The sequence below is a fragment of the Streptomyces sp. NPDC087428 genome (assembly GCF_044744085.1).
Taxonomy (GTDB): Bacteria; Actinomycetota; Actinomycetes; order Streptomycetales; family Streptomycetaceae; genus Streptomyces.
Genome location: NZ_JBIUXR010000004.1, coordinates 153,250 through 171,406 on the forward strand (window position 1 = coordinate 153,250; position 18,157 = coordinate 171,406).

Sequence of the window (18,157 nt, forward strand, 5' to 3'; positions counted from 1 at the left end):
CCGCCGGACCGTCCTCAGGGGGTACCGGTCAGGCCGAGTTCCAGGACGGTGCGGGCCGCGGACTCCAGAGCGAAGGTCATCGAGCCGCCGTTGGGCTCGAACCCGGCATGGTCCCCGGCGAAGTGGACGCGCCCCTCCGGCCTGCGGATCACTGGCAGCAGGGCGCTGTGTCCGCGCTCGGGAAGGATGTACGCCCCTTCCGCGTAAGGCCGTTCGTCCCAGCAGACGGACGCGCCGGTCTCGAAGTGGTCGCGGGCGCCGGGGAGCATCCGGTCGAGCTCGGTGAGCACGAAGTTCTGGCGTTCCTCCTCCGTCATGACGGAGACCGCCCTGGCACGCCACCCCGTCATCAGGCACTCCATGATCTTCCTGGGTCCCGGCAGCTGGGGCGTCGCGTCGCGTATCCAGCGTATGGCCAGGTCGGTGGAGAAGCTCGCGTTCCGCTGCGGCCAGAACTGGCGGCGCATCTGGAGGTACACCCGGACGACGGACGAGTACTTCACCCGGCGCATCGCGTCGTGCTTCGCGTCGGAGAGACCCGCGTCGGTGAAGTCGATGTGCCGGATCGCGCTGAACGGGACGGTGACGACGACCCGTTCGGCTTCCATGGTCTGGAGGCTGCCGTGGTCGAGGTAGGTGACCCGGGCCCGCTCCTCGTCCTGTTCGACGCGGACCACGGGACGGCGGTAGCTGATCCTGCTCTTGAGCCGTTCCGCGAACGCCTGCGGGAACCGGTCGGTGCCGCCCTTCACCTTCGCCCAGCGGGGGTCGGCGTTGCTGAGCGAGTGCGGGCTCGCCTCGTGGCGCAGCCAGGAAAGCGCGGACGCCGTCTTCAGGTCGCCTCCGCGCATCTCCAGGAACATGGGCTCCATGAGGTCGATGGCCGCCTGGGAGGCGCCGCGGTCCGTGAGGACCTGGTGCACCGATCGCCGGTCGTAGGGGGCGAGCAGTTCGGTGGCCTCCCAGTCGGGGGCGCTGAGGTCCGGCTGGAGGCCGTCGCTGACTGCGGTCACGTACCGCTCGATCATGCCCGCGACGCCGAGCTTCTCCTCGTGCGGGTGGAGTGCCAGTCCCGCTGCCGCCACCGCCTCCGGACCGGGGTCGAAGAACCGGCCCCGGGCGAAGTAGGAGAAGGTGGTGTCGAAGAGATCGGCGGTCTCCGTCTCCACCCCGAGTTCGCGCAGGTAGTGCATCGCGTAGTGACAGTGCGGCGTCAGCGTCATCGCACCCGCCTCCGCGTGCAGCCCGTCGGCGAACGGGGCCCGTAACGTGTAGGCGCGTCCGCCGGGCCGGGTGTCCGCTTCGAGGACGGTGACCTCGCAGTCGCGCGCGGCGAGTTCGTAGGCCACGGCCAGGCCTGCGAGGCCGGCCCCGATGACGATCACGGACCGCGGGGGCCGTAGACCCGGCATCCCGCTGTCGAAGGCGCGGCGTACCTCCGTCTGCGTGGCTTCACGCATGAGCGTTCTCCGTTCCGTTCAGTCGAACAACAGTGCTCCTCCGGCTCTTGCCCCGTGTACCACCCGCCAACCGATGCATGTCCGCACACCGCACCGGCGGCGTCGGCGAGCAGGGCGCGGGAAGCACGCCCGGCGTCGGCGAGCAGGGCGCGGGAAGCACGCGTTCCGGCAGGCCGTGCGCCCACCTCTCCGAGACGGCTCGATACGTAGGGACGCGCCACTCCGTGCCGCGCACTGGTCAGCGGCCCGCCCTGCGCGACTACAGCCGCCCCGCCGGATACGCGCGCACCCGCGGATCACGCCGGTGCGCACCGAGCACACCACCGAGGCGGTCGCACCCGGTGGTCCGCCGTCCGCTGCCTCGCACCGATGAACACGGCCAAAAGCGTGCGCAGTTCGAGTCCCGTGCGTGACCATGCAGGGTGGTCGAGTCGAGTGCGGCACGACCGCTTGGGCTACGGCTTCCCCACGACGGGGAGACAGGTGGGCACGGGCATGCGGTGGGGCGGGGCGGAAACGGTACGTCCGGGGCAGCAGGTCGGACGGTTCACGGTACTGGCCGAACTGGCGAGCGGCGGGATGGGGCGGGTGTACCTGGCGCGGTCACCGGCGGGACGTACGGTCGCGCTGAAGACGCTGATCACGAACAACGCGGACGACCGGCGCCGGTTCGCCCGCGAGGTCGCGTGCGCGCAGCGGGTACGCGGTGTCTACACGGCGAGCGTCGTGGACGCCGATCCCACGGCGCAGGTGCCGTGGATGGCGCAGGAGTACGTGCCCGCGCCCTCGCTGAAGGAGCTGGTGGAGGACTGCGGCACGCTGGGAGCGGACGCGCTGCACTGGGTGGCCGCCGGTATGGCGGAGGCGCTGGCCTCCCTGCATTCGGCAGGGCTGGTGCACCGGGACATCAAGCCGTCGAACGTGCTGCTGCCCGTGGAGGGGCCGCGCGTGATCGACTTCGGCATCTCGCAGGCGCACGACCTCACCCGGACCCAGTCGGCGCTCGGCACCGTGGCCTACGCGTCGCCGGAACAGGCCCGGGGCGAGCCGACCACTGAGGCGTCCGACGTGTTCTCCCTGGGGGCGACTCTGTACTACCTGGCGGCGGCGAGGCCGCCCTACCTGGACATCGAGGAGATCTCGGCCCTGGAGCTATTGATGCGCGCGGCAACCGGTGAGACCGACGTCTCCGGTCTTCCGCCCGCTCTGGAAGCCCTCGTTCTGCCCTGTCTCGATCTGAACCCGCGGGCGCGGCCCACGCCGGCGGAGCTGATCGCCCATTGCGCCGACCACCTCGGTGACGGCCCGGCGGCCCGCGGTGACGGGAGCGTGCTGGACGTCCGGTGGACCGCGGCCATCGAGCGCCACCGGGCCGAGCGCACCGATGCCTTGCGCGACGCGCTCCGCCACGTCGGCGCCGCCGGCCCGGCCGTCCCGACGCGGCGCACCGGACCGGACGAGCCCACGCAGGCCGTGGCGGGGCCCGCCGGGACGGCACGCCTGCCCGGACCGGCGCCCACCGCGGCGTCCGGACGGGGCCGGCGTGTGTGGTTGATCGCCAGCGTGCTGGCCGCGGTCGCCGCGTCGGCCGGCACACTGCTGGTGCTGAGCCCCTGGGACGGGTCCGGCGACGGGGACGCCGCGGGGGCCCCGGACCAGCCGGTGCGCTTCCTCGAAGTGGAGCGCGAGCAGCCCGGAGCCTGCCCCGGCGGCGGGGCGTCCGAAGCCGCCCCCTTCGCGACATCGCAGCCCGGGGTGCCCTCGGGCCGGGGCTTCACCTCGGACGACCGCCAGCAGTGTGTGGTCGTCTCCACCGCTCCCGGCATGACGGTCACCAGGTTCAGGGAGGTCTCGGCGTTCGAGGACACGGGGGACGGCGGACCGGGCGGATGGTCGGTCCGGGTGGCGTTCGAGGACAAGGACGCCAAGGCGTTCACCACCCTGACCGGCAGGGTGACGGGCCGGACTGCCCCCACGGACTCCCTGGCGATCGTCCAGGGAGAGGACCGGCTGCTCGCCAAGGTCGCCGTCATCGGCCGCCTCACCGGCGGCGAGGCCGTGATCGCGACCCGACTCGGACGCAACGAGGCACGCTTCCTCGCCGACGCGCTGGGGGCCCGGTCTTGAACCTCCGCGGCCGAAGGAGCCCCGGCCACGCGGGCGTACGCTCGCGCTCAGGGGCCACCGAGCAGGCGCAGCACCTCGTGCCGTCCCCGCTGATCCTGCCCCGCAGCCCCGAGGGCCGGGCGTCGGCCGTCCCTCGTCGCAGACGGGAAGCGACTGCACATCCGGTTGGGGCCGGTGGTCGACGCGATGTGGAGATCCGGTTGGCTGCGGTACCGAGGCGGTCGTGCCCCCGTCTCCTGCGCCCGGTCACCCACTGGGGAGCCGGGACGCAGAAGCGCGCCTGCCTGCGGTCCAGGGGTCACTTGGATTCGAGTCGTCCCAGTGGGTGGCCGTCGGCCAGAACTCCCCGGGCCTTCTCCCAGTCGGCGTGGTCGATGCCCGTGACGTGGCGCAGGTAGGCGAGCGTGACCTGCTGGACGAGAGCGACGCGGCCGGAATCCTCGTCGGTGGTCTCCGCCGCCCGATAGCCGGAGATACCGCCGAGGAAGTGCTCACCGCCGTGAACGGTGAGAAGGCTCTTGTTGCCGCGGCTGAGGGTGTAGGGGTCCGTTGTCCAGGCCGGTCCCCGAGTGGAGAGCGGGAGGTCGTCCTTGTCGCCGGCGACGACGAGTCCGGGGGCGGTGATGTGGGAGAAGTCCTGATCCCGCAGCCAGGGAAGGTTCTCGTGGGCGAACGGCGTCAGTTCGTCGCCGCCCTTGCCGGCCGTGGCCAGCTGGATGCTGCCCATGATCCGGGAGTCCGACAGGTCCTCGGCGGCTCCGGTATCAGGGTCCTTGACCCGCTGGCCCACCAGGATGCCCGCGGTCTGGCCGCCGAAGGAGTGCCCGGCCGCGACCGCGCGGCTGTGGTCAACTCGGCCGACCAGGCCCGGCACGGACTCCTCCAGAGTCACGAGCTCGTCCAGGATGCGCTGCATGTCGTGCACCCGATGGCGCCACAGCCGGGGCCTGCGGGGGTCGTCGTCGGCCAGGCCGAGCCGCTTGGAGTCCAGATGGGTGGCCTGGACGACTACGAAGCCGTGAGAAGCCCAGTGGTCGACCAGCGGCGCGTAGCCGTCCAAGTCCGAGCCGAACCCGTGGGCGAACAGCACGAGGGGCAGACCGGTGCCGGTGGCCGGCGCGGAGACGCGTACGTGCAGGCCCTCATCGCGCTGCGGTTTGCGCAGCACGACAGGCTTGACCGATACGGTCGGGGTGGGCTCGGGACCGGTGAGACCGGTCGCCTGGTACGTGGGCATGCGTACGCCTTTCAGGTGTGGTGCAGGTTCGGGCGGTCTTGAGTGTGAGGACGCGCTCGGCGTTGGGCTGAGCGAGCGTCGCCCGGCCTTGCTCGACGAGAGGGACACTGTCGACGAAGGCGCGGGCGCCCCGGCGCCGCCGAACGAACCGCGGGAGTCGAGACCGCCGAGGCCCCCCGCGGGCCGGCCGCGGTGTGGCTACGCTAAAACTTGACGTCGACGTGAAGGGCAAGAGCCTGTGGCGCACGTCACAAGAAGGGAGCCGGACATGCGCATCGGGGAACTCGCCCGCCGCACGGGCGTCACCACTCGGGCTCTGCGGTACTACGAGGAGCAGAACCTACTCACCTCCGAGCGCAGCGGCAGCGGCCAGCGCCACTACGCGGAAGCCGCCGTCGACCGGATCCGCCTGATCCGTCAGCTGTACGCCGCCGGCCTGTCGAGCAAGGCCATCGCCGAGCTCACGCCCCGCGTCATCGACGGCAGGGCCACACCCGAGCTGCTCCAGCGCCTGGCAGAGGAACGCGACCACCTCAACCAGCGCATCGCGGACCTCGCTCACACCCGGGACCGGCTCGACTCCGTCATGGCAGGTGCCTCTTCCAACATGCGCACCGGCACCTCTTGCCAACGGGATACGGCCGCCCGGACCGGCACGGGCGGCCTCTCGGCAAACGATGGCACCCTCAAGTGATCAACGTGCCACCCACGGACGATCACGTGATCGTGGAGGCGCAGGTGCACGACCACGGGCTATCGCCGCCACAGCAGAGTGAGATCTGGAGACGCCGGCGCGAGGGGCAGTCGTTCAGCTTGATCGGGCGGGCACTCGGAGCACCGGTGCACAGTGCCCGCCGTTTCCTGTGCCGGAGCGGCGGTGTCCGTCTCACCCCGTAGCGGAAGCCACCGCCGGGTTCGCCAGCACTCTCGCGAGCCGTGCTGGCGGAGGCGGCTTGTACCCTGCACCCATTCGACGATCGGACGATCACGGGTACGGGCATGCCGGCAAGGGGCGGGCGTCCAGGGGCGGGAGCACAGGGATTTCGATGAGTGACGCACATCCGATACGAAGCCGCGGACCAGGCCTCTCGGTCGGTGCGCGCATCATCGCCGGGGTCGTCCTCGCCACGATCGGGGCCGTCGGCGCCTGGCTCCAGCACGACACTCCCGGCCCGAGCGCGGAGCCGCGTACGGAGTTCACCGCGAACAACCCGCCCGCCGGGCTGCCCACCGCGCTCACCACCGGCCAGCGCCTCCACTGGTCCCGCTGCACCTCGCCGCCCACCGCGCGCACGGGCTACGACTGCGCCGCCATGAAGGCCCCCCTCGACTACCGGAAACCAGACGGCAGAGCGATCGACGTCGCCCTCATCCGCCTTAAGGCCACCGGACCGAACGCCCGGCGCATCGGCTCGCTCGTCCTCAACTTCGGCGGCCCCGGCGTGTCCGGCGTGAGCGGACTGCCCGAACGCCTCAACCAGTACAAGCCGCTCCTCGACCGCTACGACCTGGTCGCCTTCGACCCGCGCGGCGTTGGCGCGACCATCCCCGTGCGCTGCGGGAAGACCGCGGACGACACCGGATACGACGGGGCCGACGCCTGCGCCAAGCACTCAGGGGCGCTCCTCCCCCACATCGGCACCTCGCACACCGCGCGCGACCTCGAGCTGATGCGCTACCTGCTCGGCGACGAGCGGCTGCACTACTTCGGCGTCTCGTACGGAACGGCACTCGGCGCGGTCTACGCCCACCTGTACCCGTCACACGTCGGACGGCTCGTCCTCGAAGCGTCCGTCGATCCGACCGAGGACCTCGACGAGGAGCAGGTGTCGCAGGTCAAGGCGGTCCAGGCCGCGTTCGACCGGTTCGCTGCGCATTGCGCGGCCCGTATCCGCCACTGCCCGACCGGCGACGGGCCCGAGGAGGCCGCGCGACGCATGGCGCGCTTGGCCAACCGCCTGGAAAAGAAGCCCGCCCCGGCCGGCGGCGGAAGGAACCTCGACGCCGACGACCTCGCGTACGCCGTCAGCGACCATCTCGACCTCGGTACTGACGGCTGGTCGCCGCTCGCCAAGGCCCTCACCGCGCTGATCGACCACAACGACGGCCGTCGGCTGGCCAAGGGCGCGGACGACATCGGCTCCGCCGACGGCGCGGCGACCCCGCGCGACGGCAGCCACGTCGCCCGGACCGCGATCACCTGCGCGGACTCCAGCCTGCGCCCCGGCTTCGAACGCCTGGACAGGGACGCGGCCCGCGTCAAAGCCGCCTCGCCCGTCTTCGGCGCGGCGTGGTCCACCGGCGTCTACCTCTGTTACGACTGGCCGTTCGACGGCGAGCGCGCCACGCCTCAGGTGAACGCCGACGGCGCGGCCCCCGTCCTGGTGGTCGGCGGCACCGGCGACCCGACTACCCCGTACCCCGGCGCCCGCCACATGGCCCGTGCCCTGGGCGACGGTGTCGGCGTACTCCTGACGGCCGAGGAGGAGGGACACGGCACATACCCGCAGAACCGCTGCGTCACGGAGACGGTCGACCAGTACCTCCGCACGGGCCGCACCCCGGCCCCGGGGACGGTGTGCCGGGGCAGCATGTCCTGAAGCCCGTACGGATCCGCCGGGCGGCCGTCAACACCGCCACACCGCCCGGTCCGAGACCGCCCTACGGCGTGAAATCGGCATCGCTGCCGTACAGCTCTCGTGTGAAGGCGGAGACATCGGCGCTGCGGTCGGCACCGTCGAGGTTGTACGTCAGATAGACCCCGTAGCCCTCGCTGACGGTGCGTCGGGCGAAGTCGGCGGCCGTGCTCTGCGAGGTCCGGCCGATTTCGACGGCCGCCGGCGACAGCTTCGACTTGGGCAGTGCGATGCCGGGGACCTGCCAGGAGCCGTAGTAAGGGTTCCAGGCATAGTCGAACGTGGTCGAGATGTCGACGCCTCCGTAGGAGAGGCGCGACGCGGCCGGGCCGATGTTGTAGAGGCTGATGATCTTGTCCGGCATGTTCAGGCGCAGCGCCGTCACCAGGTTGACGAACGAGCTGTCATTGGGCTGGCCAGTGCCATTGTTGCCGTATTCGGCGTACTCGTCGTCGAAGTCGATGCCGTCGAGACCGTACTTGGCCACTGTGTCCGACAGTTGCTTCGCGAACACCGAAGCCGCTTGCTGGGACGAGAAGTTGGCGAAGCCAGCACCCTGGTGGTTCCCCAGGACGGAGAGGACGACCTTGATGCCCTTCTGCTGCAACGGTCGTATCTCCGTGGCGGCGTCGTCGAGGACGCGCTGAACGTTCTCGTTGAAGGACAGGTACGCCGCCTTCGCGCCCGAGTCGTAGTTGATGTTCGCCGCAAAGATCACGGCGACGTCGAAGACGTTGCCACCCCCGTTGGCAAGGGTGTACTTGCCGACATTCAGCATGCTGTTGTTGTTCACCTCGACGTACGCCACTGAGGTCGGCCCCTGCTTCGCCGGTGCGGGGGCGGCGACCGCGCCGGTCGCGGCATGCGCGCCGAGGGCGAGAGCCACGACTGTCGAAAGCGCGAGTGCGGCCGTCCGCAGTCTGCTCCGAACTTGGGTGAGCATCGTTGATCAGTCTCCCGTCGCATGGGCCGGCTCCCGACTCGTTCGGAAGCGCCGAGCAATCCTTGGAGCTTTCCGCTCCCGTGACCGGATTCCAGGAGCCATGCGCGGACTCTTCACGAATCCCACTCAGCTCGCGTCGCAACTCGGCCACTGGAAGGAGGCGTTGGCGCATCCAGATCTATATCGGCATGGGCTCCGACTGCGGCGGGGCGCCGACTGACGGGCCCGACGGCATCGGCATACGGTCCCGCGACGGGCGTATGTGAGTACTCAGGCGCCGTGGGCGCCGAAGCCGGCGACGGCGAGCCGGAAGGCGCGGTCCGCCTGCATCGCCGGGTCGCTGTAATTCTCGGTGGCCAGGGCGATTCCGATGATCAGTACGAGCAGATCGTCGATGGTGATGTCCGCCCGGACAGTCTGTTCGTCAATGGCCTTGCGCAGGAGCAAGGCGCCGGCCGCACCGATGGCCGGCGCACAGGAGTCCTGGGTGGCCTCGTCCTGGAGGGGCTGGTAGGAGAGGACGTCCGCCAGGCCGCGTGCGGCGAGTGAGTAGGCGAGCAGCTCGCGCAGCCATTCCACCAGCGCGGAGCGGCTGTCGTGCTCGCCGCAGAGCGTATGAGCGCGATCGCACAGGTCATGGACGCGCTGCTTGAAGACCGCTTCGAGCAGGGCTTTGCGGGTGGGGAAGTGGCGCCTCACGGTAGCTGATCCGACGCCTGCGATGCGGGCGATCCGCTCCAGGGACGCCTGTGCTCCCTGGGACGCCACCTCGGCCTCGGCCACGGCGAGGATGTGCGTGTAGTTGCGGCGGGCGTCCGAGCGCTGGCCGGTCATGATCTCCCCAGACATTGATTAGTGGCGGGCCCCGCCATATCGTAGCGAACACGAAACGGCGCGCCCCGCCGTTTGTGATGTGCGTGACCGCTGAGGAGATGTACACACATGACCACTGCCGCAACGCCGGTTCTCGTCGCCGGTGCCACTGGCCGCCAAGGCGGCGCCACCGCCCGCGCCCTGCTCGCGCAGGGAACACCGGTGCGCGCCCTGGTCCGCGACCCGAGTACGCCGCGCGCACGGGCCGTCGAAGAACTCGGCGCCAGCCTGTTCGTGGGCGATCTCACCGAACCTGCGACCCTTGAAGCGGCCCTGGACGGTGTGCGGGCCGTCTTCTCCGTGCAGATGCCCGCGTACACCGGGCAGGGGTTCGACTTCGCCGGCGAGGTCAGCCAGGCGGACAACCTCATGACGGCTGCGCGGGCCGCCGGTGTGGAGCAGTTCGTCCAGTCCTCCACCAGCGGCGTGGGACAGCACGTCGAGGCCCCGGGCTGGGCCGAAGGACGGTGGGCGGCGATGGAAGTCCCGCTCGGCACGAAGGCTGCGATCCAGGACCGGCTGCGCGAACTCGACTTTCCCTACTGGACGTTGCTCAAGCCGTCGTTCTTCATGGAGAACTTCGAGCCGTCCATGCGGTTCTACTTCCCCCGCGGCGTCGAAGGGGGTCTGGTCACCGTCGTCAAACCGCGCACGCACCTGGCACTCGTGGCAGCCAAAGACGTGGGCCGAGCCGCGGCGGCTGCCATGTCCGCCCCCGCCGAGTTCCACCGACTGGAACTGGAGCTCGCCAGCGATTACCTGACCATGACCGAAATCGCGAGATCCTCTCCCGCGCCGTGGGCGTGCCGCTGACGGCCCCGGACATGACCGAGGAACAGGCCCGCGCCGCCGGAATGGGAGACATGGGTGCCACACACGAGTTCATGGAGGTTGTCGGCCAGCCGGCCCGGCCACAGTTCGCTCGTGCGCTGGGCATCGACCTGACCAGCTTCGAAGAGTGGGCACACGAACACCTGCGGACCGCCGCCTGAGCAGGGGGCTTGGCGTCAGCGTGTCGCTGCGCGCCTGCTCGACGGCTTCGGGGTGAGCCTCGCGCTTGGCGTGCTCGGCCGGTGCCTTCTGCTCGCCGGCGGCAGCGAATTCGGCAGTCGTCCCGTACTCGTTCAGTGTGGCCGGTAGCATCGACCGTTCCCGAACCGGCGAAAGTGTGTCGCATGTTGACGATCCGCGTGCTCAGTGTGGCAGGACGCGAAGCCGAGCGTGCCACGGAGCCCTCGGTATCTCCGGCGGTGTTCGCGCGGCCGGAGGACCTGCCGGATCAGAGGGAACACGCCATCTGGTCCGGCTCGGCCGAGGCACTGGGGGCCCTGGGGCTTCAGCGGGGAGGCGAAGTGACGGCCCCCTACCTGGAAGCGGCGATAGCGGGGCGGCACGTGCGCAGACGGGTGCGGGTTCGCGCGGAGGGAGACGCGTACGACCTGGCATTCCGCGCTCCGGATTCGGTGTCCTGGGTCTGGGCTCAGGGGGATCCCGCGCTGCGCGTGGACCTGGAACGATCGGTCCTGGCAGCAGCCGACCGGTGTGTCGGCCACCTCGTACGGACCAGGCCGCTGGTCGACGGCGTTGAGCCCGGTCGGGGATACGCCGCCGCGTTGACACTCCACGCAGTGGGCAGTCCAGGGCCCTGGACACAGCCTCCGCCTCCCCTGCTGCACGTGCACGCCTATCTCGTCGGTGTGCTCGACGGCGCAGGAACGCTGCGCAGCCCGGACTACGGACATCTGTACGAGCAGTCCCTGACCCGCGAGGGCGGGGCCGTGGGCCGGGCCGCGCTCGCCGGCGACCTGCGGGACCTCGGGTTCAACATCACGTCCGGCACCGGCCACGACGCGCGCGGTTTCGAGGTCACAGGAGTACCGGAGGCCCTGTTGCGAGCAGCGCAGTCAGCCGACAAGGGCTGCGCGGGCTTGGGCGAGGAGACCGACCGCGACCCCTGGGACTATGTCGTGTGACGGTGAAGCGATCCAGGGCGTCCTCGGCTTGGTCCCGCCGACCCGGCACGACAGCGGTGTGCCGTCAGGGCAGTCGCGTCCGCGAGCGTGGCGGCGGGTACATCCGCGAAGCCGAGCAGCCCCTTCTCGGCCCAGGCCCGCGTCGCGCCCCAGCGACCGCTGTCGACATCTCCCCGGGACTGCTCGGCACCTTCACCCAAACCGACGTGGCCAAAGTCAGTCAGCAGAGCGGCGGATCAGCCCGGCGTCACCGCGTCCTCCGGCACTCCGAACCACTCCTCCAGCGCCTCCGTCAGCCCGGCCGTCGACGTCGGCGCCCCCGCGTCGGCCGCCCAGGCGGTGAAGCCGTCCGGCCGGACGAGGACCGCCGCCAGTTCCGGGCGGGCCGGGCAGCCGACCGTCAGGGTGTCGACGCGGCCGGCGTACCCCACGGCGAGAGCCCGGAGCTCCGGTTCGTCGGTGAGGTCGAGCAGGAGGGCCCGGCCGCCGTGGAGGTGGTCCGCGAGGCGGCTGCCGTCGGCGAGTTCGAGGTCCGGAGCGCTGCGGCCGGTCAGCGGGTGCTCGCCCGGCAGCCCGTAGCGCACTCCGGCGCTGTTGAGCCGGGCGGTGAGGTACGTGGTGCCCGTGACCGTCTCCGCCAGGTCGCTGATGATCGCCCGCAGCGCTCGGGACTGGGGGTCCGGGCGCATGGCCGCGACCTGGGAACGGGTCCAGTCGAGGATCCCCGCGCCGACCGAGTGCCGTTCGGCGGTGTAGGTGTCCAGCAGCCCTTCCGGCGCCCGGCCGCCGATCACCGCGGCGAGCTTCCAGCCGAGGTTCATCGCGTCCCCGATGCCCAGGCTGAGCCCCTGGCTGCCGAACGCGGAGTGCACGTGCGCCGCGTCGCCCGCCAGCAGCACCCGGCCTTTGCGGTACTCGGTGACCTGGCGGGCGTGATCGGTGAAGCGGGTCGCGGTCCGCACTTCGGTGATCGTGACGTCCACGCCGGAGACGCGGCGCAGCCTCGCCTGGAGATCCTCGGCGGTGACCGGCGCGTTCCGGTCGGCCGGCGGGCCGTCGAACTCCACGGTGACGACGCGGCCCGGCATCGGCCCGTGGGCGTAGACCCCGGTGTCCGTGGTGGTCCAGCCGACCGTCAGGCCCTCGGCGCCGGTCATCTCCACGACCGCCTGATGACAGGTGGTCTCCGGGTCCGTGCCGGGGAATGAGAACCCCGCGACCTTGCGGACCGTGCTGCGGCCGCCGTCGCAGCCCACGAGCCAGGCTGCGCGTATGGTCCCGTGGCCGGTCCGCACCGTGACGGCCCCGTCGTCCGCGTCGAAGCCGGTCAGCTCCACTCCCCGGCGCACGTCGACGCCGAGCTCGTCCGCCCGCTCGCCGAGCAGCCGCTCGATGTCCTGCTGCGCCACGAAAGCGATCTCGGCGGCGGGTCCGGCGTCGCCGAGGCCCGGCTCCGTACGGTCGACCAGGTCGGCGCGCAGCATGATTCCGGCGAAGTGCCCGACGAACCCGAGTCCTTGGCCCGCGGCCCCGCCTCCGTCCCCGCCGTTCCGTTCGCGTATGAATGCCTGGAAGCGGTCCATCGCCTGCCGCTGCACCTCGGCCAGCGGGGGCAGCATGCCCCGCCGGTAGAGCGCCTCGGCGCTGGGCGTGGTGATCGCCCCGCCCTTGATCGTCGGGTCCACTTCGGTGAGGCGCTCCAGGACGGCCACCCGCGCGCCTCCGAGCCGGAGTTCACAGGCCAGCATCAGTCCGACCGGGCCGCCTCCGGCCACCACTACGTCATAGTCCATGGCGCCGACTATGACCGAGGACCGGGAAAGCCAAAAAGCCGACGCGATGTCAAGGAGCCAACCCCGCCCCGAGGAACGGGAGGCGGGCCATCCGCGCTCCTCTGAGCCGTCGAGCACCGCGGGACTCCGGGCGGCCACATTCTCATCCGCGATCTCCAGCGCGCCGCAAGCAACGTGGCCACCGTCCTCTTCGCCGCCGCTCATTCCCCGATGGTGGCGGCCACCCATGTCCAGCCGGACGCCGAGCCCGGTGAGGCTGACAGAGAAGTGCAGGTCATTTACCAGCAGCAGACGGATAATCCATTGGAGGCTTTCAGCTACGAGCCCGGCATTACCGCTGTCCCGTACCAGCGCAGCTCCGGTCGTTGCGGAGTGCAAGACCCCAGGACCAGTCGTGGGTTTTGGGCTGCCAAGTCGTCCTGGAACAGGCAGTGCCCGCCGGATTCGATCCGCCCGTGCTTGTCCAGGCGCCATTTCTGGTGAGGGCGGCCGTCACACTTCGATACGGTGGCCCTTCGTGAAGCAGCTGTGAGGCAGAGCCGATTCGCATTCCATTCGAGAGTCCCGAGAGATCCGAGGTTCCCGAGAGATCCGGCGTGGATGCGCCAGGACTGGGTGACGTTGCCGTCGCAGTCGAAAGTGCTCGCTGCCAGGGCTTCGCCTGAGCCTTTCGGGCGGCCCGCCGAACCGAGGCAGCGCTCGTGCCGCCCTGCTTGATTCGCCAGGCCCATCGCCGACACGATCTCTCCCTGGCGCGCTGCCCGGGGTTTCAGGGAGTACTCCCTGCGCACCCACTCCTGGTATTTCCCGCTCATGTAATGCCCGGCCGGACACGGCCTGGACTCGCACCCCGCACCTCTGCGATAGGACTGGAAGATCGCGTCCTTCTGCCGCGCCCGGACCGGGTCGAGGTTTTCGGGAAGCCGGGACACGCCGTATCCGAGATATCCCCTCGCCGCGTCCTGAGATCCGCCCGACAGGCCGAACGCGACGCGTCGGAAGTACCTGGCGGCCACTCCGTGGTCGCTGTGATCGGCACTCGGCACATATGTGTGTCCGAAGGTCGCATTGTCGTAGTCAAGAGTGAGGACGCGCTTGATTCCGTCCCGCCCGGCGAGGACGGTGAGTGAATCGACGAGTTGCCGCTCCGTGTAGCTCCGCGTCCCGTCCACCGGCTGGATGGTTCGGATCTCGCCGCGGAAGAGTTTGAGAAGACTCTGGTGGGAGTACCTCGCGTTTCCGCTTCCGTCCGGGCTTCCGTCCGGAAGCCTGAGAAAGGAGAGCCTTACCCCGGTCTTCCCGTTCAGGGTGTAGGAGGCGATAGTGCGGCCGGCCGTGTGGAGGTCGGCCCGCGTCCAGTGGTCCGGGACGCCCGCCATCTCGGCGTAGGCCGCTCGTACGCCTTCTTCCCTGCTCTGTACGTAGTCGCCCTCGTCGTAAGGCCGGCCGGCGTCCCCGGCGGTCAGATAGACCGTGCTGAAAGTGCACCGCGGCCCCACCGACTGCTGGATCTCCGGGTTGATGAACAGCAGGTCGTCGTCCTGATGCGCCACCCCCACCATCGTGTGCTCGCAGACGCGCGAGCGGTTTCGGTCCCCGGGTCCGTCGAGGAGCGCGGAGACCCGGTCGGCGGACACCCCGGCCGGCCGGTCGAGCAAGGGAGGGAGAAGGAGAAGACCCGTCGCCAGGCACGGCATCGCCCAGCGCAACAGGAGCGAACGGCGCCTGGCCGCGTTCCCCTTCCCATCCGCACGCACCACATCCATCGTGCCTCCACCACCTCGCTCGCTCGTACGCCTTCGCAGCGTCACGCGACTACGCAGTAGTAGATGCTCCCCAACACCCGCCGTTCCCACTGGCCACCGGGCCGGGGCCGACACCCAAGTGCGCCGGAAGAGCGCACCGGGATCGGCCATTCGCGTTGCGTTGGCCACGCAGTTCGCGTGTGCGGAATCCCGGCCGCCGAACCCTTGAGGTACTGCGGACACGACGGAAATGGGCAGCCGCGGGGGATTTTCGGATCGCCGGTGGCCGATCGAGGACGGATTCCGCAGTGGGAGCAGAAGAGCAGTCGGCGCGTGCGGGCGGTCCCGCCTCCCGGAGGTCGCGGGCCGTGCCGTGGGCGTACGTCCTCTGCCTCTTCCCCCTGGGCCTCCTCGTACTGGCCTCGACGTTCGCTCGCTGGGTGCGGCCGAGCGGCGATGAATGGTGTTTCCTGCCGGTCATCCGCGACCACGGATTCTCAGGAATGGTCAGCAAGTTCTACGACCATGACAACGGGCGGGTCATGAACGGTGTACTGGTCTGGCTCTACGGGAGATTCGGCGTGGCGGGGCAGCAGTGGTTCGCCCCGATCAGCGCCGTGCTCGTGCTGGGGATCCTGTGGGCCGTGACCGCGCTGGCCCTGCGCAGGGCGGCGTTTACGGTGCCGCGCGGGGTTTCCCTTCTTGTGGCGTCCATGGTGACGGTGGTCTTCCTTCTGGGATCGCCCAACACCTACAAGACGTTCTACTGGCCCGCCGCATCCGTCTCGCACACGCTGCCCCCGGTTCTGGCCTGCGCGGCGGTGATCCCGTTCCTTCTCGCCCGGTCGCGCAGGGCCAGGGCCGTCGCGCTGGCCATCAGCGTCGTCATCGGCCTCTGCATCGGAACGTTGTCGGAGCAGAGCACCGTCGTCGTGCTGGTGGTACTGCTCGCCGCGCTCGTGCTGACGTTCTGGACGGCGGGCGGGCAGCAACGCCGTCGGCTGCGGGTCTGGGTCGCCGTCGGCCTGGCCGGAACAGTGGCCGGTGCGCTGATCCTGGTGACGTCTCCGGGCTCGCGGCGCCGAAGAGGCCGGTTCGGCGCCGCGAAGGACACCTCGCTGATCGCTCCGGACTCCCTGGCCGGGGCCGCCCGCAGCTTCGCGCACATCATGATCGACACGCTCTCGGCGTGGCCGTACCTGGGCGCGGTCGCGGCCGGTGTCCTGCTCGGTCTGGTGCTGCGGGGCCCCGGCGGCGCTACGCCGGGCCCACCCCGCCGCCCGGTCCTGCTGGTGGGCGCCGGAGTGGTCACCTTCCTCGTCAGCGGCTATCTCGCCACGCTCGTCGCGTATCCCGTCTTCAAGGCCGGTGTGGTCGCCTCCACCCGGCTCTGGAACGACTTCCTCTTCCTGTACATCGTGCTGCTGACCGGCCTCGGCGCGCTCCTCGGGCAGGCACTCCGGAGCTTCCGGTCACATCTCGCCGTCATGCGCTGGGTCGCCGCGGTGCTGTGCGCCGGCACGTGTATCGGCCTGGTACCCCCGCTCGTCCACCTGGGCAATCAGATGCGGGTGCGGGCGCACGACTGGGAACGGCAGGACCACTGGATCCGCGCCCGGGTGGCACACGGGGCCCGGGTCGTCCCGTACACGCCGACGCCCATCGGCAAGATGACGGAGCCGTTCGGTAACGGGAAGCGAAGCTGGTCGACGGCGTGCGTGGCCCGCTACTACGACGTGAAGCACGTGAACTACTCGCCGCGGCTGCCCTGACCGGACGGGGCCGACCCGGCTGCGGGCGAGAACGGGGAGCGGGATTGCGGCCGGTCGGGCATCGCGGTGGTGATGAGTAGGGCGCCGGCACTGCTGATGCTCATACCGCGGACCAGGGTCACGGGGGTGCCGGCGCGGGCTTCCAGCCGCAGGATGCGGACCGCGAGGCGGCTCCAGAGGCATCGGATACGCCTCGCACTGGCCTGAGAGGCCACCGCGGCTTGAACACACGTCGTCACCTACGCCCCTCACGACATCGACAGGTGAAAGGAGGTGTGCCAACTAGTCAGCCCACATGTCCAGTTGACTTCAGAAAGTGAATGTTGCAGGCGCCTTGACGGGGTCAGTCACCGTGCCCGACAGTCGTTCGCACGGCGGCTGAGAGCGCTCTCAGCCTCCTCTCCCCCCACCCCCACGAAAGCAGCCCCCATGAACAGGATCGCTTTCCTCGGCAGGTCACCAGGTATCTCTCCCGCCCCCGGAGGCCGCACCCGACGGCGTCTGCCGGTCGCGCTCGCCGCACTCGCACTCTGCCTGCCACTGGCTGGACTCACGGGTCTGGCGGATCCCGCCGGGCTCTCCGGCGCCGCCGCGGCCGTCGAACCGGCCGCGAAGGCCCGTACAGCCGCCGACTGGACCACCATGTTCAGGGACGACTTCGACGGCGCGAGTGGCACGGGCCTCGACAGAGCCGACTGGCTCTACGACACGGGCACCAGTTACCCGGGCGGCGCCGCCAACTGGGGCACCGGCGAGATCGAGACATCCACGGACTCGACGGAAAACGTCTATCAAGACGGCTCGGGCCACTTGGTGATCAAGCCCGTACGAGATGCCTCTGGGCACTGGACGTCAGGCCGGGTGGAGACCCAACGCACCGACTTCGCCGCACCGGCAGGCGGTCAGATGCAGCTCAGCGCCTCTCTGAAACAGCCCGATCCGGCCAGCGGACTCGGCTACTGGCCGGCCTTCTGGGCGATGGGCGCCGACGCCCGCCCTGCCGGGGCCACGAACTGGCCCAGCATCGGCGAGCTGGACATCATGGAAGACGTCAACGCGCTCAGCCAGCACTCCACCACCTTCCACTGCGGCCAGTGGGCCGGCGAGTGCCACGACCCCGACGGGATCAGCAGCGGGTTGCAGGCCTGTGACGGCTGCCAGTCCGGCTACCACACGTACTCGGTGACCGTCGACCGCAGAGACACGGCGGCCGAGCAGTTGCGCTTCTACCTGGACGGTGTCCAGACCTTCGCGGTGAACCAGAACGAGGTGTCCGACGCGACCTGGAAGGCCGCCGTCGACCACGGGTACTTCGCCATCTTCGATGTGGCGATCGGCGGTTCGTATCCGGACAAGGTCTGCGGCTGCACCTCCCCTTCGGCCGACATCAGCTCCGGCGCGGGGATGAGCGTGGACTGGTTCTCAGCCGAGGTCAGTCAGTCGTGAACCGCGGAGGCAGATAGCCCGGACCCACTCGAACGGCCGGCGCCGAGCCACAACGCCCCGCAGGCCCGGCGCCGGCCACGGGTGCCGGGCCTGTGCGTGATTGGCTGCCGATGAGCGACTCCGCGAGAAGGGCGGGCCGCGGGTGGCAGTCA

General features: G+C 70.3%; 12 protein-coding genes and 1 pseudogene. 7 read left to right on the forward strand and 6 right to left on the reverse strand.

Annotated features, from left to right (window positions below; all coding sequences use genetic code 11):
- Nucleotides 1–14: 14 nt before the first annotated feature.
- Complete coding sequence (locus ACIO3R_RS10345) at nucleotides 15–1,460, reverse strand: flavin monoamine oxidase family protein (protein ID WP_385025782.1); 1,446 nt, start codon at nucleotides 1,458–1,460, stop codon at nucleotides 15–17.
- Between the two features lie 483 nt (nucleotides 1,461–1,943).
- Here ACIO3R_RS10345 and ACIO3R_RS10350 point away from each other — a divergent pair, with 483 nt between their 5' ends.
- A complete protein-coding gene (locus tag ACIO3R_RS10350) occupies nucleotides 1,944–3,587 on the forward strand; it encodes a protein kinase (RefSeq protein WP_402105007.1) in 1,644 nt (547 codons plus the stop codon).
- Between the two features lie 298 nt (nucleotides 3,588–3,885).
- Here ACIO3R_RS10350 and ACIO3R_RS10355 read toward each other — a convergent pair whose 3' ends face one another.
- Nucleotides 3,886–4,824, reverse strand: a complete 939-nt coding sequence (locus tag ACIO3R_RS10355; RefSeq protein WP_402105009.1) for an alpha/beta hydrolase family protein — start codon at nucleotides 4,822–4,824, stop codon at nucleotides 3,886–3,888.
- Nucleotides 4,825–5,092: 268 nt separating this feature from the next.
- Here ACIO3R_RS10355 and ACIO3R_RS10360 point away from each other — a divergent pair, with 268 nt between their 5' ends.
- Both ACIO3R_RS10360 and ACIO3R_RS10365 read left to right on the forward strand, forming a co-directional pair.
- A complete protein-coding gene (locus ACIO3R_RS10360) occupies nucleotides 5,093–5,518 on the forward strand; it encodes a MerR family transcriptional regulator (protein ID WP_402105011.1) in 426 nt (141 codons plus the stop codon).
- 352 nt (nucleotides 5,519–5,870) lie between these two features.
- Complete coding sequence (locus tag ACIO3R_RS10365; protein ID WP_402105012.1) at nucleotides 5,871–7,424, forward strand: alpha/beta hydrolase; 1,554 nt, start codon at nucleotides 5,871–5,873, stop codon at nucleotides 7,422–7,424.
- 61 nt (nucleotides 7,425–7,485) lie between these two features.
- On the opposite strand, the gene ACIO3R_RS10370 is transcribed toward ACIO3R_RS10365, so the two are convergent.
- Nucleotides 7,486–8,403, reverse strand: coding sequence for an endo-beta-N-acetylglucosaminidase H (locus ACIO3R_RS10370; RefSeq protein ID WP_385025767.1), 918 nt, complete (start codon nucleotides 8,401–8,403; stop codon nucleotides 7,486–7,488).
- A 270-nt stretch (nucleotides 8,404–8,673) separates the two neighbouring features.
- Entirely contained in the window at nucleotides 8,674–9,237 is a 564-nt protein-coding gene (locus ACIO3R_RS10375) for a TetR/AcrR family transcriptional regulator (protein ID WP_385025764.1), read from the reverse strand.
- Nucleotides 9,238–9,345: 108 nt separating this feature from the next.
- Here ACIO3R_RS10375 and ACIO3R_RS10380 point away from each other — a divergent pair.
- Nucleotides 9,346–10,268, forward strand: a pseudogene (locus ACIO3R_RS10380) (NmrA family NAD(P)-binding protein).
- Nucleotides 10,269–10,451: 183 nt separating this feature from the next.
- Nucleotides 10,452–11,249 (forward strand): relaxase domain-containing protein, encoded by a 798-nt coding sequence (locus ACIO3R_RS10385; RefSeq protein WP_402105014.1) that lies wholly within the window; start codon nucleotides 10,452–10,454, stop codon nucleotides 11,247–11,249.
- Nucleotides 11,250–11,485: 236 nt separating this feature from the next.
- Here ACIO3R_RS10385 and ACIO3R_RS10390 read toward each other — a convergent pair whose 3' ends face one another.
- Both ACIO3R_RS10390 and ACIO3R_RS10395 read right to left on the reverse strand, forming a co-directional pair.
- Nucleotides 11,486–13,042, reverse strand: a complete 1,557-nt coding sequence (locus ACIO3R_RS10390; protein WP_402105016.1) for an FAD-dependent monooxygenase — start codon at nucleotides 13,040–13,042, stop codon at nucleotides 11,486–11,488.
- A 317-nt stretch (nucleotides 13,043–13,359) separates the two neighbouring features.
- A complete protein-coding gene (locus ACIO3R_RS10395) occupies nucleotides 13,360–14,808 on the reverse strand; it encodes a ricin-type beta-trefoil lectin domain protein (protein WP_402105018.1) in 1,449 nt (482 codons plus the stop codon).
- 287 nt (nucleotides 14,809–15,095) lie between these two features.
- On the opposite strand from ACIO3R_RS10395, the gene ACIO3R_RS10400 reads away from it, so the two are divergent.
- Together ACIO3R_RS10400 and ACIO3R_RS10405 are read left to right on the forward strand one after the other, a co-directional pair.
- Nucleotides 15,096–16,559, forward strand: coding sequence for a DUF6056 family protein (locus ACIO3R_RS10400; protein WP_402105020.1), 1,464 nt, complete (start codon nucleotides 15,096–15,098; stop codon nucleotides 16,557–16,559).
- Between the two features lie 429 nt (nucleotides 16,560–16,988).
- Entirely contained in the window at nucleotides 16,989–18,005 is a 1,017-nt protein-coding gene (locus ACIO3R_RS10405; RefSeq protein ID WP_402105022.1) for a glycoside hydrolase family 16 protein, read from the forward strand.
- Nucleotides 18,006–18,157 lie beyond the last annotated feature (152 nt).

What these genes read in the sequence shown, in the direction of transcription:
- ACIO3R_RS10345 (WP_385025782.1), bottom strand. Translation starts at nt 1,460, where the DNA reads ATGCGTGAAGCCACGCAGACGGAGGTACGCCGCGCCTTCGACAGCGGG.
- ACIO3R_RS10355 (WP_402105009.1), bottom strand. Translation starts at nt 4,824, where the DNA reads ATGCCCACGTACCAGGCGACCGGTCTCACCGGTCCCGAGCCCACCCCG.
- ACIO3R_RS10360 (WP_402105011.1), top strand. Translation starts at nt 5,093, where the DNA reads ATGCGCATCGGGGAACTCGCCCGCCGCACGGGCGTCACCACTCGGGCT.
- ACIO3R_RS10365 (WP_402105012.1), top strand. Translation starts at nt 5,871, where the DNA reads ATGAGTGACGCACATCCGATACGAAGCCGCGGACCAGGCCTCTCGGTC.
- ACIO3R_RS10370 (WP_385025767.1), bottom strand. Translation starts at nt 8,403, where the DNA reads ATGCTCACCCAAGTTCGGAGCAGACTGCGGACGGCCGCACTCGCGCTT.
- ACIO3R_RS10375 (WP_385025764.1), bottom strand. Translation starts at nt 9,237, where the DNA reads ATGACCGGCCAGCGCTCGGACGCCCGCCGCAACTACACGCACATCCTC.
- ACIO3R_RS10385 (WP_402105014.1), top strand. Translation starts at nt 10,452, where the DNA reads ATGTTGACGATCCGCGTGCTCAGTGTGGCAGGACGCGAAGCCGAGCGT.
- ACIO3R_RS10390 (WP_402105016.1), bottom strand. Translation starts at nt 13,042, where the DNA reads ATGGACTATGACGTAGTGGTGGCCGGAGGCGGCCCGGTCGGACTGATG.
- ACIO3R_RS10395 (WP_402105018.1), bottom strand. Translation starts at nt 14,808, where the DNA reads ATGGATGTGGTGCGTGCGGATGGGAAGGGGAACGCGGCCAGGCGCCGT.
- ACIO3R_RS10405 (WP_402105022.1), top strand. Translation starts at nt 16,989, where the DNA reads ATGAACAGGATCGCTTTCCTCGGCAGGTCACCAGGTATCTCTCCCGCC.